Source organism: Candidatus Poribacteria bacterium (assembly GCA_021295715.1).
GTDB lineage: Bacteria > Poribacteria > WGA-4E > WGA-4E > WGA-3G > WGA-3G.
In genome coordinates, this window is the sequence record JAGWBV010000020.1 from 18,067 (window position 1) to 33,913 (window position 15,847).

Here is a 15,847-nt window from a genome sequence, read left to right on the forward strand (position 1 = left end):
ATGGCATAATTTGTCTTTGCTTTACATTTGGAGGGCGGCTCGAACACGGAAACCGCTAAATCCACAGATGCCATAACTTATCCGCAAGGAAAAATTAAAAGTCCTCTGGATACATCTCCTCAATCGTATCGCCGTATCGTTCCATAATAACGTTCCGCTTCAACTTTAGCGTGGGTGTCATCTCATCTGCTTCTTGAGAAAATTCTTTATCGAGTAGCGTAAACCGTCGTACCTGTTCAAAGTCCGAGAAATCGGTTAAACGGCTCCGGATTTCGCCTTGAATCAGTTGTTGCACCTCACGCGTTTCAAGCATCGTCGCGAGGTCATCCGTCGCAACGTTATTCTCTGCCGCCCACGCCTTGAGTGCATCAAAATTGGGAACGATCAGTGCCGCGAGATTCTTGCGTTCGTTGCCGACTAACAGAATCTGGTTAATGAAGGGGCTTTGCACCAACTCGCTTTCTATCGGTTGCGGTGCGACATTCTTGCCGTTGGAGAGCACAATGATGTTCTTCTTCCGATCGGTAATCTTAACGAACCCATCCTCATCAATGATACCGATGTCGCCTGTGTGAAACCAACCCTCTCCATCAATAACCTCTGCTGTCGCTGATTCGTTGTTAAAATAGCCCTTCATGACGTGTGGACCGCGAGTTAAAATCTCACCATCTTCAGCGATGCGCACCTCTACACCCTGGACAGGCACACCAACGGTTCCGAACCTCCATTGTGCTGGGTGGTTCATACTGATGACAGGTGAGGTCTCTGTTAAGCCGTACCCTTCCAAGATCAGTATCCCCGCCGCGTGGAAAAATTCAGCGATCGATTGTGGTAACGCTGCGCCACCTGAGACGAAAAAGCGTAAACGCCCCCCCGTTGCTGCCTTCAATTTCGCGAAGACCAGTTTGTCGGCGATATTCTGTTGTAATTGCAAAATCGCAGACGGCTTTTTCCCCTTTTGAATCGCTGAACTGACGGATGAACCGACTGAGACTCCCCAATGAAAAATCTTCTGTTTCAGCGATGAGCCTTCTTGCACGGCGCGCAGAATTCTGTCATGCATGGTTTCATAGAGTCTCGGCACACTGAGCATCACTGTCGGAGCCACCTCCCGCATATTCTGTGCGACCGTGAACGTGCTCTCCGCATAAGCCACCTTCGCACCGGAGAACAACGGCACGTAGTGCCCGCCGAGCCGTTCAAATACATGCGATAAGGGTAGGAACGACAACAACACGTCTGTATCACTGACATCAATCAGCGATTTACACGCCTGTAAATTTGAAATGAAATTCGCATGTGTCAGCATAACCCCCTTCGGATCTCCTGTTGTCCCTGACGTATAGATAATCGTTGCGATGTCGTCTTCGCTCGCGTAGGAGGGGTTTCTAACCCCGATTCCTTGTCCGTCCAGTTCACAGACCGCCTCAAATTGGATAACACCCTCTGGGAGTTCACCTTCAATCGGGTCAAAGACAATTATCTGTTCCAGTGTCGGCACTTCGTCTCGGATAGCGGTTACCTTTTCCAACTGCCTACTCGTGGAGACACAGATAATTTTTGATCCGGAATCTTTTAGAATGTAACCCACCTGTGCCGCAGTCAGCGTTGAGAACATCGGTACGGTTACCGCACCGGCTTTGAGGCTACCAAAATCCGTGATTGCCCATTCAGGACGGTTCTCGGAGAGGAGTGCAACCCGGTCGTTCTTTTGCACCCCTAAGGCGGTTAACCCTTTACGAAACGCGTCCACCGATTCACCGAATTCAGTGTAAGAGATGTCTTGATAGGTGCCACCTTTCGGTTTATGTGCCAATGCCGGTTTACTACCATAATGCTGGATTGAATGTTCTAACAAAGATATGAGTGTCATAAGAGTGCTTCTCCTGTTTGCCTCGCAGATTTCTTGTAGGAGGGATCTCCGAATCCCGACGCTATCCTAACATATGAACTGACGGAAGTCAAGTTAATCGTTCGCAAATGGCATTCTTCCTAAACTTGTTTTTTTCTTGCTTTTGTGTGACGAATTGTGCTAAACTATTGAAAATTATCGCAGTAGACCCCAATTTAAGCGGCATCTGAATATATATTCGCAAAATTGTGGGAAATGTGGTAAACTCTATCGTAAAGTCATCCGCGCTGTCTGAGGAGACATCCAAATGTACGATAAGAAGAATCGTAAAACTGCCGGTCCAGGTCCCGATAGGAACGACCTGTTTATTGAAGATGACGAGGAAATTGAAGAGGAACTCACCCCCGAAGAGGAGGCAATGGGTTCTGGCTATTCGTTGCAGTTAATTCACCACATTATTGCCGAGACCCCTGTAGATGACCGCCGCCGTCGCTGGCTCATGGAACTCCGTCGCTCTATTCTCAACGATGAAGGTGAATTTCAGGAGAGGGTCCGCGCGATTCAGCAGGAGGCACTCCGTATCCACGCCGAAATGGAGGAGCAAATTGAGAAACTCACCGCACCCGCGAATCGGATCGGAACCTTGCTCGGATTGCCCAAAGAGGACATTGCCCGCGTTATCGTCGGCGGCTCCGAGTACTATGCGAACATTGATACGGAACTGAAGGCATCTAACCTCAAAAAAGGGTTCAGCGTCCTGTTAAACGACGCTTTTGTCGTTGTCGGTGAACTCGGATACAACGATGCGGGTCCTATTGCAAAGATAGCCGATGTCATGCCCGATGGTCGGCTCCGTATCGGTCAAGAACCGAATGCTCAAACTGTCATTCTTGAACGTTCCGCAGACCTCGTGGATGAGAAACTCAAGCCCGGTGATGAAGTGCGGATTGACTCCAACTTCCGTGTTGCCCTTGAACATATCGCAGCCAAAGAGACAGACGCTTACGCACTTGAAGCAGTGCCGAATATACCGTGGTCAAAGGTCGGTGGGCTTGACGATACTATCCAACGCATTAAGGACACGATTGAACTTCCAATCTTGCACCCTGAACTTTTTGAACGATTCCAGTATAGCGCACCGAAAGGTTTCCTGCTCCACGGTCCGCCAGGATGTGGAAAAACACTCATTGGAAAAGCGACCGCTTACAACTTAACACAACGTCTCCGAAGGGAAAGCGGCGAGGATGTTGAAGGCTGTTTCCTACATATCAAGGGACCTGAGATTCTCAACATGTGGCTCGGTGAATCTGAGCGGAAGGTGCGAGAGATTTTTCAGATTGCCCGTGAGAAAAAAGAGGACGGCAAACTGGCGTTTGTCTTTATTGATGAAGCGGAGTCAATATTGGGTACACGGCGGGCACTCAGATCCCACAGTATCTCGAATACACTGGTCCCGATGTTTTGTGCAGAGATGGACGGTATTGAATCTCTGCAGGATGTCGTCATTATCTTGGCGACGAACCGTCCTGACCTGATTGACCCTGCCATTTTGCGTCCAGGACGCATTGATAGAAAAATTAAAGTAACACGTCCAGATGCAAAGGCTGCAAAGGATATCTTCCGCATTTACCTCACCCCTGAACTCCCCATCGCTTCACTCCTTGATGGAGAAAACGAGACCGAAACAGGAGAAGGTGAAACACCGCCCGAAGTTATCCCAGCTGAGAAAGCCGTGGCAGACCTGATCGCACAGGTCATTGATGAGATGTTCCGTGAAGACGAAAACAACCGATTCCTTGAGGTGTCTCTCAGGAGTGGCAGACGCGATATCCTCTATAAGGGACATCTGTGCAGCGGGGCAATTATTGAGTCGATTGTGCAGCGGGCGAAGGAGTCCGCACTCAAACGTGCGATTCAGAACCCAGACAAGGAAAGTGGTATTACACGCACTGATCTGTTAGACGCACTCGCCGCAGAGTATAGCGAAAGCGAAATCTTCCCACCGACTGAGGCGACTGAAGATTGGCTCAAACTTCTTGATTACGATCCCGCGAACGTTGTCAAAGTTACGCCTATGAAGGCTGAGAAACAGGAACGACGCAAAGCATCCGGATCACGCGTCATTTAGGAATGGCTATCGGCTATCGGTTATCGGCAGTCAGCAAAGAGATGACTTTTTTCGACACGCTTACCTCTTTGCTGACGGCTGACCGCTGACGGCTGACCGCTTTAAAATATGGAAAGACTTTTTGGAATCGAAACTGAATACGGAATAACGCTCGAAAATGAAGCGCATATTGATGCCGTCAAGCAGTCTATTGAGCTAATAAAAAGTTACCGACAAGAAGATTTTCGACCCGTGTGGGATTACCGCGGTGAGGATCCGTTTCGAGATGAACGCGGCTTTCGGGCGAGCGCACTTTCCAATCATCCCGATGAGAAGGAAGAAGAACAGCGCGACCGAAAACGCAATATTAAAGAACGGCTCTCTTTTGCTGAAATCAAAAGTGATCATATTCTCACCAACGGGGCGCGACTCTACAACGACCACGCACATCCGGAGTACTCAACGCCTGAATGTAGGAGTCTCTTTGACCTCGTCGCACACGATAAAGCCGGCGAGCGCATCCTTCAACGGTGTGCCGAAACACGCACTGAGAAACTCGGAAAACGGGTGCTTTTATACAAAAATAATACCGATTTCCATGGGCATAGTTACGGGTGCCACGATAACTACCTCATGGCACGCGAAGTGCCTTTTGAAACGCTCAAGCAAGGTATCATGCCGTTCTTTATCACGCGCCAGATCTTCGCCGGGGCAGGAAAACTCGGCATTGAAACAGAAGCTGGACTCGCGACACCAGGGCACTATCAGTTATCTCAACGATCCGATTTCTTTCACGTGGAAGCGAGTGTCGATACGATGCATAATCGTCCTATCGTCAATACGCGAGATGAACCGCACGCCGATGCATCTAAATATCGTAGGCTGCACGGCATCGCGGGAGATGCGAATATGTCCGAATACGCAACGGCACTCAAGGTCGGCACGACAGCACTCGTGATTGCCTTGATTGAACAGCGGATGGTGCCGGAGAGGTTAGCACTCGTCAACCCGATTGATACCATCAAAACTGTATCGCATGACCAAACGTATCGTTGGATAGTAATGACGGCAGAAGGGAAATCAATGTCCGCTATCGACCATCAACGTGAGTATCTTGCCCTCGCGCAGAAACATCTCAGTAAGGGCGAGGGTGCCTCGTTCCTACCGGAAACGGACTGGGTGCTCACTGAGTGGGAGGATACCCTCAACGCGCTTGAGGCGGATCCAATGTCGCTCACCGATCGACTTGATTGGGTCGCGAAGAAATGGCTGCTGGAAACGTTTGCTGAGGAAGAGGAAGTCGCTTGGGATGACCCATGGCTCCAAAGTTTGGATTTAGAATATCACAATATCGCTCTCGATGAAGGGTTATACTATGGGATTCCGATGCGGCGCCTCGTCACAGACGAGCAAATTAATGCCGCACTCCATAATCCGCCTGCCGACACACGGGCATACTTCCGCGGACGCGCTGTAGATCGATTCAGCAGTGCCATAAAAGCGATCCAGTGGGATAGTATTACCTTCACTGTAAAGGGACGCACCCAAGAAATCAATCTGAATGCCCTCGCCGATGCGGCGATCGCACGTCAATATAACGAGGCACTCGATCAATCGCCAAACGTTGAGACGCTCATTGAAAAGTTGCATCTATAAAAAAAGGAGACATAAAATGACAGCCAAGATGATTGCTCAACTTGAACGTAAGCAAAGAGACACCAAACCCATCGGACCCGGTGACGGCGATGGCGATAACGAGGGACCCAAAAGACAGAAAGTCAGCCGGCCCGATACACAAGAACTGCTCAAGCGGATGCGCCGTGTGGACAAAGATCAGTCCAGACGGTACCGCCAAAGAACGGGAGAGTGATGAATCAAGAACCAAAGAACCTCACGCCTTCAGGTGTGGGAGTTGTCAGCCATAAAGGGGACTTCCTAAGCCTTTTAAAACACGCAAACTATCCCTTGAAAATAGATTTGCCATCCGAAACAACACAGCACGGGGCTGACCTTGAAATAGCACATAGTACGACAGTTGTCGCTGTTCGTTACCGGGATGGTGTTATGATCGCAGGGGATCGGCGTGCTACCGCTGGGACTTCTGTTATCTATGATCGAGCAGAGAAGGTTTTGCAGATTGATAAGCATTCTGTGCTCGCGATTTCAGGTTCACCCGCAATCGCTTATGAGATCGCCAGAATATTGGAGCACTCGTTTCAATACTTTCGCCGCAGCCAACTCCAGGAATTGAGTCTTGAGGGTAAGCTCCGAATGCTATCGCGACTCATCCGGGAGAATCTACCGATGGCACTTCAAGGCATCGGAGGCGTTATCCCAATCTTTGCACTCTACGATTTGAATGCCGCTGATGATGAGAATGGTGGTAAAATTTTCTTCTATGATGCACTCGGTGCACACTTTGAAAATGTCAATTTTGCTACGACCGGTTCCGGTTCTATCTGGATCCGCGGTGTCTTGCGTTATCTCTCTCGGTTTGGTGATACACCCTTGCAGGAGATGGATGAGCGGCAGGCGATCATCACGATCTTACGTCTCTTGGACACAGCAAGCGAGTACGATGCCGCAACGAGCGGTTACAACGCAAGGGCACAAATATTTCCAAATATCAAGACAGTGACGCGCACCGGCGTTGAAGATGTTTCCGATGATGAATTGGAAACCTGTTACGCTGAAGCACAATCAGAGCAAGTGTAACTTGAAACCCTACTGCTTGTGAAAACTTTGGTGCCGTCGCACCCCGTAGGAGTGCTATGTCTATAGAAAATGGTATATTCAGGTCCACCCCACCCCGTAGGAGTGCTATGTCAAACAGGTGGCTTCTTCATCCAAAGCGCGTAGCTCGTAATGAAATTATGCCTTAAATGGCATAATTTGTCTTTGCTTTACATTTGGAGAGCGGATTTCAGAACGGGATGTCAAAGTTCAAACCCGCCATGTTTAACCGCAAGGTAAAATTAAAAAACCGTAAGGAAAATTAAAAAGTTTTCAGTTAAACATAAATCTAAACCGTAGCCTGCAACATCGGCGCAGGCGGATATGAGGGACGCACGCCAAAGTTCAAACGCACGCTGTTCCTCCGCAAGGAATAATTAAAAGATGCGAGATGAACCGTATCGCTGGATAGAAGCGATCCAGGACCGACGAGATTACATTGAAGACCAGCTCCGTGTCGGAAGTCCTGTTGTAGGACTTACCTATGACGAGGGGATGGTCCTACTCACTATTGGTAGAGGACAACGCAAAATTTTTGAGGTGCATGACCGGATCGCACTCTCCGCAATCGGACACCCTGCCGATATTGAGCGCCTCCGGATGCTTGTTACCGACACCGCCAGCGTCCAAGGTTTTCAAAATGCCACCGAAGACGTGAACCTACACCGACTCACGAACTTTGTTTTAGCACATACTTTCAAACAGGCGTTTGAGTCCATTGTTGGTGAAGCGTATATCATTAAAATGTTGCTCGCTGAACTCGGCAGCACTGATGATAAAAACCGTTTTACCTGTATCAACTACGACGGCAATGTCCGAACAGACACAACCTCCACTGTTATCGGCGGTACAGAAACAATCGAGACCGGAATGCAAAACTATCTCGCTACTGCTTCTACGGGTGCCGACAGAGATTTAACCGCTGCACTCCAGTTGGGTTTAGAAGCATGGGCAGTTGGTAAAGAATTGAGTTCGCGGGAACCGGAGGAAACTGAATCGGAGGAAACCCAGATGGATACTGCCCAGATGCATGAAATTATTAATGCTGCACGGGAAGACGGTGAAATTGAAGCAGGAATTTTGGAAATAACCCAGCGCGGATCAAGTAAATTTCGTCTGCTGACTTCTCAAGAAATCGAAGCCATCCTCCCGTAATTTCTTTTCCTTTTTCTACCAACCTGTAGCCTGCAACAACGGCGCAGGCGGTTTTTAAGGAACATCCTTAGATAGTCTAAATGCTCGTTGTTCCTCCGAAAGGTAAAATTAAAAATCCGCAAGGTAAAATTAAAAATGAAGAAAAGAATTTTTGGGATCGAAACTGAATTTGGATGCATGACAGATGCTGAGCGAATTCGTGGCACCTCTGAAGGGGTTGCGGCGCGCGTCCGCGATTATGTCTTCGATGTGTTGGAACTTGGTCTTCGGGATATTCACTACCGAGACTGGGGCGAACCGCCGGGCAACGGCGGTTTCCTATTCAATGGCGGGCGTCTCTACATCGATATGGGACATCTGGAGTACGCTACACCCGAATGTGGTACACTCTTTGACCTTATCGCTTACGATAAAGCCATTGAACATGTCATCAACAATATCCTTACGGATACAGGGTTGCCCACGGCGTTCTTCAAAAATAATATTGATCATTTTACGGGGGCGACCTTTGGATGCCACGAAAACTTCCAAATCAGTCGAGACGTTCCCTTTTACCGTATTGTCATCCCGACCCTGATGCCCTTCTTCGTTACACGCCAAATTTACGCAGGGGCAGGCAGAGTCGGAGCTTATGATGAGATGATTGAATTCGGCGATTTTCACGACGATCTTGCTGAGCAACAATACTATCAAATCTCGCAACGCGCCGATCACATCGTCACTGAAATTTATGAATGGATCCAGTTCAGTCGCGCGATCATCAATACACGGGACGAACCCCTCAGCGATTACACGAAATACCGTCGTCTCCATCTTCTCGTTGGGGATTCCAATATGTCAGAGTACGCAACCGCTCTGAAGGTAGGCACGACTGCACTTTTGCTCACTGCTATTGAAACATTCCACGAGATGCATGGCGAAAAATTGCCGCTCCCGGGTTTTGAACTCGCCGATCCAGTCTACGCCATTCGACACATCTCGCGCGATAATACCTTCACGTGGCGCGTTGAGTTGAAATCCGGAAAAACGATCTCTGCTATTGATTTACAAAGGGAATATCTTAACTTCGTTCAGGCTTTGGTTACCGAACGGGACGAAGAGACCGAATGGGTGCTTGCGGCGTGGGAGTCTATCCTTGACGAACTCGAAGATGATTGGCTAAATGTTATTGATCGCGTCGATTGGGCAGCAAAGAAATGGCTACTTGAAGCTTTCATTGATGAAGAGAAATTAGATTGGGAAGACCCTTGGATTAAAAGTCAAGATTTGGAGTATCATAATATCCGGACTGAAACTGGACTCTACTACGCACTTCAGGAACAAGGACAGATGCAAAGAGTTGTCACTGATGAACATATTCGCTACGCCGTAGACAACGCGCCACAAGATACCCGTGCCAAAGTTCGGTCGTTCCTGATGCGTGCCCTCACCCAAAACCGAATGCCTTGTATTGTTGACTGGCATCAAATATATGCAGGACATACAGAATATTTTGAGATGAAGGAGCCGTTTGATACCAATATCGCGAAGGCGCAAAGATGGATGAAACGGCTGCGGAAGCGACCCCCACGAACCTGATTTTTTAATGGTTGAAGGGTTTTTGAAGACAACCCGCGCTGATAACCATGAAAGGAGAAAGGCCATGGCAGAAGACAGATGCTTACACACAGATTGTGAAGGATTTTACCGCCGAGACTTTCTCAAAGCCGGTGCCCTTGGTTTATTCGGTCTCAGTCTCACAGACCTATTCCAACTCAAAGCGCACGGTGCAACTACATTTCAGGGAAGGGAAACCGCTACCTCCGTTATTCTTGTCTGGTTGGGAGGCGGTCCGAGCCACCTTGATATGTGGGATCTCAAACCGGATGCACCCGAAGAAATTCGTGGAATTTTCAAACCGATAACGACAAACGTTACGGGTATCCAGATGAGCGAGCATCTCCCCAGACTCGCACAACAAACCGATAAACTCTGCATTATCCGCTCGATGACTTCTCCAGAGGCGGCGCATGAGCGTGGAACACACTATATGATGACAGGTTATCAACCCTTACCGGGTTTTGCTGTCCCAGGATATGGTGCCGTTGTTTCCAAGCTCAAGCAACAGCGGAGTGCATTACCTCCCTACATCGCCGTGCCGGCGCCAGTCGCTTATGGTGGCGGTGGATTTTTAGGCGCGTCACTCGCACCTTTCTCGCCCGGAGGAAACCCCGCAAGCAGGAACTTCAAGGTCCGGGATTTAGAACCTCCCAAAGAGGTTTCCTTTGAACGCGTTGAACGCCGTCGTTCATTACGCCAAGCCGTGGATGCCGCTTTTAAAAAGTATGAGGCAGGCAATCCAGCTGCAGAGGCAGTCGATAGTTTCTATACCTCCGCTTACGATTTGATGAGCTCCACCGATGCACGGGCTGCGTTTGATCTCAGCAACGAGTCGGGCAAAACGCGCGATGCCTATCAACGGAACACCTTCGGACAAAGTTGCCTCCTTGCCAGAAGACTTGTTGAGGCAGGGGTTAACTTCGTCACTGTCAGCAACGGTGGGTGGGACAACCACAACAACATTTTCTCATCGTTGCCGGGTAAACTCAATGCCTTTGATCGGACGATGGCTACTTTAATCGGGGACTTAAGCGATCGAGGATTGTTGGAAACAACCCTCGTTTTGGCTATGGGTGAATTTGGCAGAACCCCGGTCATTAACCGCAACGGTGGACGCGACCACCATTCCCGTGTTTTCTCGATTATGTTAGCTGGCGGCGGTGTCCGAGGCGGACAGGTCATTGGGGCTTCAGATCCGCTTGGTATGGAACCTGCGGAGACCCCTGTCCGTCCTGAAGATTTGTCGGCAACGCTCTATCGATCCCTCGGTATTGATTATAATCAGCATCTCGAATCGCCTGATGGGGTTCGCATTGTCCTTTCACGTGGCGGCAAACCCATTCGCGGCGTTCTCGCATAGTTAGCGGTCAGTAGTCAGCAATCAGCAAGGCAACCTTGTGGTAGAGGCATAGAACTAATATGCCATACACTCAAACCGACTGCCGATAGCCGACTGCTGATTGCCATTTCCGAGGTCTAAGCATGGACAACAGACTTCGCAATGTAGGCATGTTGTTAGCAGCATCCTACATCATCTTCGCAACCTCTCTCTGTTTCGCAGCAGCTCCTCTATCCCCGATCTGGTCACTTGAATTTAGCCCCGATGGTAAGACACTTGCCGTCGGAAAATATCAGTGGGTGGAAATCTGGGATCTCGAAACGCAACGCGTCATTCACACGTATGAGCCGCATGCCGGCGACGTGCGGAGTCTCACGTTTTCTTCGGATGGCAAAACCCTCTATACAAGCAGTGGTCTCGCTTCTCGAATCGGCGAAGTCCGAGTGTGGAATGTCTCCTCTGAGGAACTCATTAAAAATTTTGAAATTCACGGCGATACTATTGAATCCATCTCGCTCAGCCCGCGTAACACGACATTGGTCACCGCAAGTATGGATGAGTATAGTGCTGTTATCGACTTAACACGACTTCAGGATACTGACTTTTCGGTAGATAAATGGCTTACCCAACACGTTGGCAGGGTCCTCTGTACTTTATATCATCCAGAGGGCAATTACTTTGTCACCGGTAGTGAAGATAAAACCATTAAGGTCTGGAATCCGAACAGTCTTTCCGTTTTAGTGAACTTGGATGCCAACGATGGCGCCGTTTATAGTCTCGCGTATTCAGCCGAAGAAGGTGTGATTGTCTCTGGTTCCGCCGATAATACCGTTCGGACGTGGCGTGTTACACAGACAGAAAATGGTGATCAGTCTGCCGTGGGACAGATGACGGGGGCACTCGTTCGCGAATACAACGGGCATCAAGGTGCCGTCTATAGTGTTGATTCTGGACTTGTATCACTGAGATCCGCAAATGATCGGACGACAATGATTGCGTCCGGGAGTGCGGATACTTCGGTAATTATCTGGAGTCTCCGGTCCGGCAACCGCTATGAGACTTTCGATGCGTCAACGGATGCTATTTACGCTGTCCAGTTCAGTCCAAATGGCGAGTTTGTCGCTGCCGGTGGCAGAGACGGCAAAGTCCGACTCTATAAGCTCCGTAAGCGCGCCTTAACCCACGAATTTTGAGGAATACCTATCGGTTCTCGGCTTTCGGCTATCAATCTTGGGAAGTTGTAAAGTGTACTAAAGTTTCAAAGGGTTTACCAAAGTTGAAGAAACTCCACAACTTGCAAACTTTCTACTGACTTTGATGGTTATTCCTCTGATAACTATTTTGGGGACTTTCACGATGCGTACCAGTACCTTCCCTTTTCTGACGCACAATTTACCTTCGTATTGCATACCATTTTTTGCGTTGCTGTTCCTTTCAATCGCTATGCCTACCTTTGCGCAAGGTGTGCCACGGCTCAATTCGCTGTTTCCTGCAGGCGGGCAGCTCGGAACCATTATCGAGATCGCAATCCAAGGTTCCGATTTAGAGGGCGCACACACCCTTATTATTGAAGGTGAACCCGGCATCACCGCCCAGCTTTATCCTGGTGGTGGCGCGGTTGATAATACATATAAACCCGTCTTTGAGGCGAATTGTGGGCAATGTCACGAACTCCGATCACCAAATAACCGATCGATGACACCAGCACAGTGGGAAACCACTGTCCGACGGATGGTTACAGAGAAAGGCGCGGAGATCAATGCAGAAGCACAGTCCCAAATTATCGCTTATCTGACATCGGCAGCGAGAGTTTCCAGTGGTGGGTTAACCGCGGCGTTGTCAATCGCATCGGATGCCCCTATCGGGATGCGCGAAATTCGGGTCGTCGGTAAGCACGGCACCACCACAGCGTGGCCCTTTGAGGTTAGCCAAATCCCTGATGTCCTTGAAACAGAATCGAATAACACCCCAGAAACCGCTACCATTATTGAATTGCCGAGTCTCATCAACGGGCTGATTAATCCCGGTGGCGATGAAGATTATTACGTTTTTGAAGGCGCGAAGGGGCAGCGGTGTATCTTCAGTGTCAACGCCTATCGTCTCAACAACATTAGCCAGCAATTCTTCAATCCCACACTCTCTCTTTTCGATGCAAAGGGGGTTGAATTGGCACGGAGTAACGGATTCTACAGTTTAGATCCGCTTCTTGATGTTACACTTCCTACCGACGCGTTTTATGTGTTGCGCATCCGAGATCTGTTGCATCGCGGCAACCCGGATTCCGTTTATCGCTTAACAGGCGGTGTCCTGCCTTACAATACCTATCTCTTTCCAACTGGTGGCACGCTCCCCAATGGAGGTCGGGAAGTAGGGACAGGTCTTGTGCCTGCCCACTTCTACGGACCGCCCACGCCTCCCGAAGCCAATATCGTTCAGTGTGTTATTGGAGGCGAGAATCTTCCGCAAACCGAATGGCAGGTTGAATTAACTGCAGATGAACACCCAGGACTCAAGCAGATTCGCACACCCTACGGCATTTTTCCCTTTATTGTTAACACACACTCGGAAGTTGTCGAAGAAGGGCTGGTAGTTCAATCCGCGTCAGATGAAACAGTTGCACAGGAAATCGCGCCTCGATTCACGGAGTCCGAAATCCTTTTTGGGGCGAAATGTTCCGCGTGCCATGAACTCCGTTCACCGAGCAATCGCGCACTCTCTGCAGAGGAATGGGAACGCACCATTACACGCATGTCGAATAAAGAAAACGCCGACATTACGCCGACCGAACGCGACCGTATCATCGCTTTCGTTGCGCAAGAGGCACAACGTTTAGCCGAACTCGACGCACGCCAACTTGAACACACACAGCATCTCACGACCCCGGGCGCACTCAGTGGACGCATCTCAGAACCCGGTGAGGTCGACTACTATCGGCTTACCATGTCAGAGGGAACCAGCCTCGGCCCGTGGTGGGTGATTTCTCCGTTTGATAATATTGACGAGCAGGGGTTCGATACCGTCTATCCACCTGAAATTGAGATAGATTTTGAGAAAGAATATGTCGGCAAAGAGGGACGAAGAATCGGATGGTATAAAACCGATAGTAGAGGCGAAAATGTTTTCTCAAATGTCCCCGAAGACGATGTCACAGGCTATGCCTTAACCTACCTCGAATCTGATCGGGACCAAAACTATCTCTTGTCCCTCGGCTCTGACGATACGATCAAGATATGGGTGAACGATGAACTTGTTTTTAGCAAATACGTCCACCGTCCCCTCCGCCGTGCTGATGATGTGATCCTGCTGCCGGTCTCTAAGGGCAGAAACAAAATTCTGGTGAAAGTTACGAATGGGTACGGACCGTGGGGATTTTTCGCAGACATAGGCGGTTATTCGTTGACTGTCTCCGCAGAACGTCTCAATTCACCGCTAAGCCCCTCACTCACCTTACTCAATGCCCGCGGCGAGGTGTTGGCGAATAATGCTGGTGTCGGCGGAAGGCGCAACGCCATCATTGATTACAGTTTCGATGAACCCGGTGTATATGCTGTTCGCATCGAGGACATCGCTGGCAATGGCGGACCAGGGTATGTTTACCATTTAGATGCCCGTCCGACAACTCCAGACTTTGCTATCTCCGTAACACCCGATAACCCGAATATCGGGCGTGGTGGAACCGTCCTATTGGAAGTGACCCTGCAACGCCGCGTCGGGTTCACAGAACCGATACGACTCTCCGTTGAAAACTTACCTTCCGCCATTACTGCCAGCGAAAGCGCAATTCTCTCCGGGACGGGGGTGACACAAGGATACATAACTCTGACTGCTACTCCCGATGCTGAGTTGACGCATCGTGTCGTTCAGGTCGTTGGTGCCGTCACGACCGCCACTGGCAATCAATACCGTCGCACCGCGATACCCGTTGAAGTCTATCGTATTCAAAACAATGACCAGACCGTCCAACGGAAAAACGTTGTAGTCAGCGTCACAGAAACCGCCTCTATTATAGTGTCAACCGGAATCGAGGAGGTTGTGGTAACGCCTGATACCCCAATAGACATCCCCGTTACAATTGAGCGGCAGAGCGGCAATCGACAGAACCTTAACCTCACTGCCGTCGGTCTACCCTTTGGCGTGCGGCTCCAACGGCGAACGACGGTCCTCCGCAAGCGTGCAACCGAAGCCGTCTTGACGCTTATGCCGAATATTATTACGACAGGGACCACCAGTAATCAGTTACGCCGTAACCCCTTCGTCGGGGCGCAGCAAACGCTTCCCTATACCTTTGTTATCAACGCCTCGGTGGGGCAAAGGGTTGTAGCGAGCAGTCCCGCCATCAAACTATGGCTTGGAAGACCCGAAAATTCAGGTCAAGATGCGATACTGGGTGGCAATTAGACTTTATAGTAAAGTCTAAAAATATGTGTGGGCAGCATTATGATTTGATGCCTCTCTCCACTTCTTCTGTAGGTGCCCCCTTCTGTGGGAGGGGTTTCTAACCTCGACTCCCAATGCAAATGCAAAATAAATTTGACATCTGTCGTATTTTGTAGTATACTTAACTCTGTTGCAAAAAATTTGACAAAGTTAATTTTTTATGCTATACTACATACTGTCGTTTGGGGGTGTAGCTCAGTTGGGAGAGCATCTGGTTTGCAACCAGAAGGTCAGCGGTTCAAATCCGCTCATCTCCATCCAGAACTGGTCAAATTTGGCGAAAGTTAGATTTTTTTCAAAATAAATTTGACAAAGTTATTTTTTTGTGGTATACTTACCATTGACGAACATCGGAGTAGCTCATTCAGGCGAGCATCTGTTGAGAGTATGACAGAAAACGGTTCGATCCCGTTCAGCTCCATCACCTATAATTGAATAGGTGCTGTTCTTTGACAATTGTATATAGAGGGTAAATCGGTAGAATGATGATATTACTTATCAAGCTACTAAGAGCTTACGGTGGATGCCTTGGTGCCAGGAGTCGACGAAGGGCGTGACAGGCTGCGATAAGCTTCGGGGAGCCGCTTAATAGGCTTTGATCCGGAGATTCCCGAATCGGGCAACC

General features: G+C 49.3%; 10 protein-coding genes, 1 tRNA gene and 1 rRNA gene (1 of these 12 cut by a window edge). 11 read left to right on the forward strand and 1 reads right to left on the reverse strand.

All coding sequences use genetic code 11. From position 1 onward, the window contains the following. Positions 1 to 94: 94 nt before the first annotated feature. Positions 95 to 1,873, reverse strand: coding sequence for a long-chain fatty acid--CoA ligase (locus J4G07_07385; protein MCE2413811.1), 1,779 nt, complete (start codon positions 1,871 to 1,873; stop codon positions 95 to 97). Positions 1,874 to 2,159: 286 nt separating this feature from the next. Between J4G07_07385 and J4G07_07390 the strand changes: the two genes are divergently transcribed. The 11 genes from J4G07_07390 to J4G07_07440 all read left to right on the forward strand — a co-directional run. Next, entirely contained in the window at positions 2,160 to 3,980 is a 1,821-nt protein-coding gene (locus tag J4G07_07390) for an AAA family ATPase (protein ID MCE2413812.1), read from the forward strand. Between the two features lie 108 nt (positions 3,981 to 4,088). Continuing rightward, positions 4,089 to 5,615: a proteasome accessory factor PafA2 family protein gene (locus tag J4G07_07395; GenBank protein ID MCE2413813.1), complete on the forward strand. Its 1,527-nt coding sequence runs from the start codon at positions 4,089 to 4,091 to the stop codon at positions 5,613 to 5,615. A gap of 16 nt (positions 5,616 to 5,631) precedes the next feature. Then, on the forward strand, positions 5,632 to 5,829 hold the full coding sequence (locus tag J4G07_07400) for a ubiquitin-like protein UBact (GenBank protein ID MCE2413814.1): 198 nt from the start codon (positions 5,632 to 5,634) through the stop codon (positions 5,827 to 5,829). Next, positions 5,829 to 6,674, forward strand: a complete 846-nt coding sequence (locus J4G07_07405; GenBank protein MCE2413815.1) for a proteasome subunit alpha — start codon at positions 5,829 to 5,831, stop codon at positions 6,672 to 6,674. The genes J4G07_07400 and J4G07_07405 overlap by 1 nt, the downstream gene beginning before the upstream one ends. A gap of 402 nt (positions 6,675 to 7,076) precedes the next feature. Then, positions 7,077 to 7,847 (forward strand): hypothetical protein, encoded by a 771-nt coding sequence (locus J4G07_07410; GenBank protein ID MCE2413816.1) that lies wholly within the window; start codon positions 7,077 to 7,079, stop codon positions 7,845 to 7,847. Positions 7,848 to 7,982: 135 nt separating this feature from the next. Beyond that, positions 7,983 to 9,425, forward strand: coding sequence for a proteasome accessory factor PafA2 family protein (locus J4G07_07415; GenBank protein MCE2413817.1), 1,443 nt, complete (start codon positions 7,983 to 7,985; stop codon positions 9,423 to 9,425). Positions 9,426 to 9,489: 64 nt separating this feature from the next. After that, positions 9,490 to 10,806 carry a DUF1501 domain-containing protein gene (locus J4G07_07420; GenBank protein ID MCE2413818.1) on the forward strand — a complete coding sequence of 439 codons (1,317 nt, stop codon included), beginning with the start codon at positions 9,490 to 9,492 and terminating at the stop codon, positions 10,804 to 10,806. A gap of 122 nt (positions 10,807 to 10,928) precedes the next feature. After that, a complete protein-coding gene (locus tag J4G07_07425) occupies positions 10,929 to 11,978 on the forward strand; it encodes a WD40 repeat domain-containing protein (GenBank protein MCE2413819.1) in 1,050 nt (349 codons plus the stop codon). Positions 11,979 to 12,141: 163 nt separating this feature from the next. Next, positions 12,142 to 15,183: a hypothetical protein gene (locus J4G07_07430; protein MCE2413820.1), complete on the forward strand. Its 3,042-nt coding sequence runs from the start codon at positions 12,142 to 12,144 to the stop codon at positions 15,181 to 15,183. Between the two features lie 223 nt (positions 15,184 to 15,406). Further along, positions 15,407 to 15,479 (forward strand) — tRNA-Ala (locus tag J4G07_07435). Positions 15,480 to 15,718: 239 nt separating this feature from the next. After that, positions 15,719 to 15,847, forward strand: a 23S ribosomal RNA gene (locus J4G07_07440); its annotated part runs 375 nt beyond the window's last position; the annotation flags it as partial.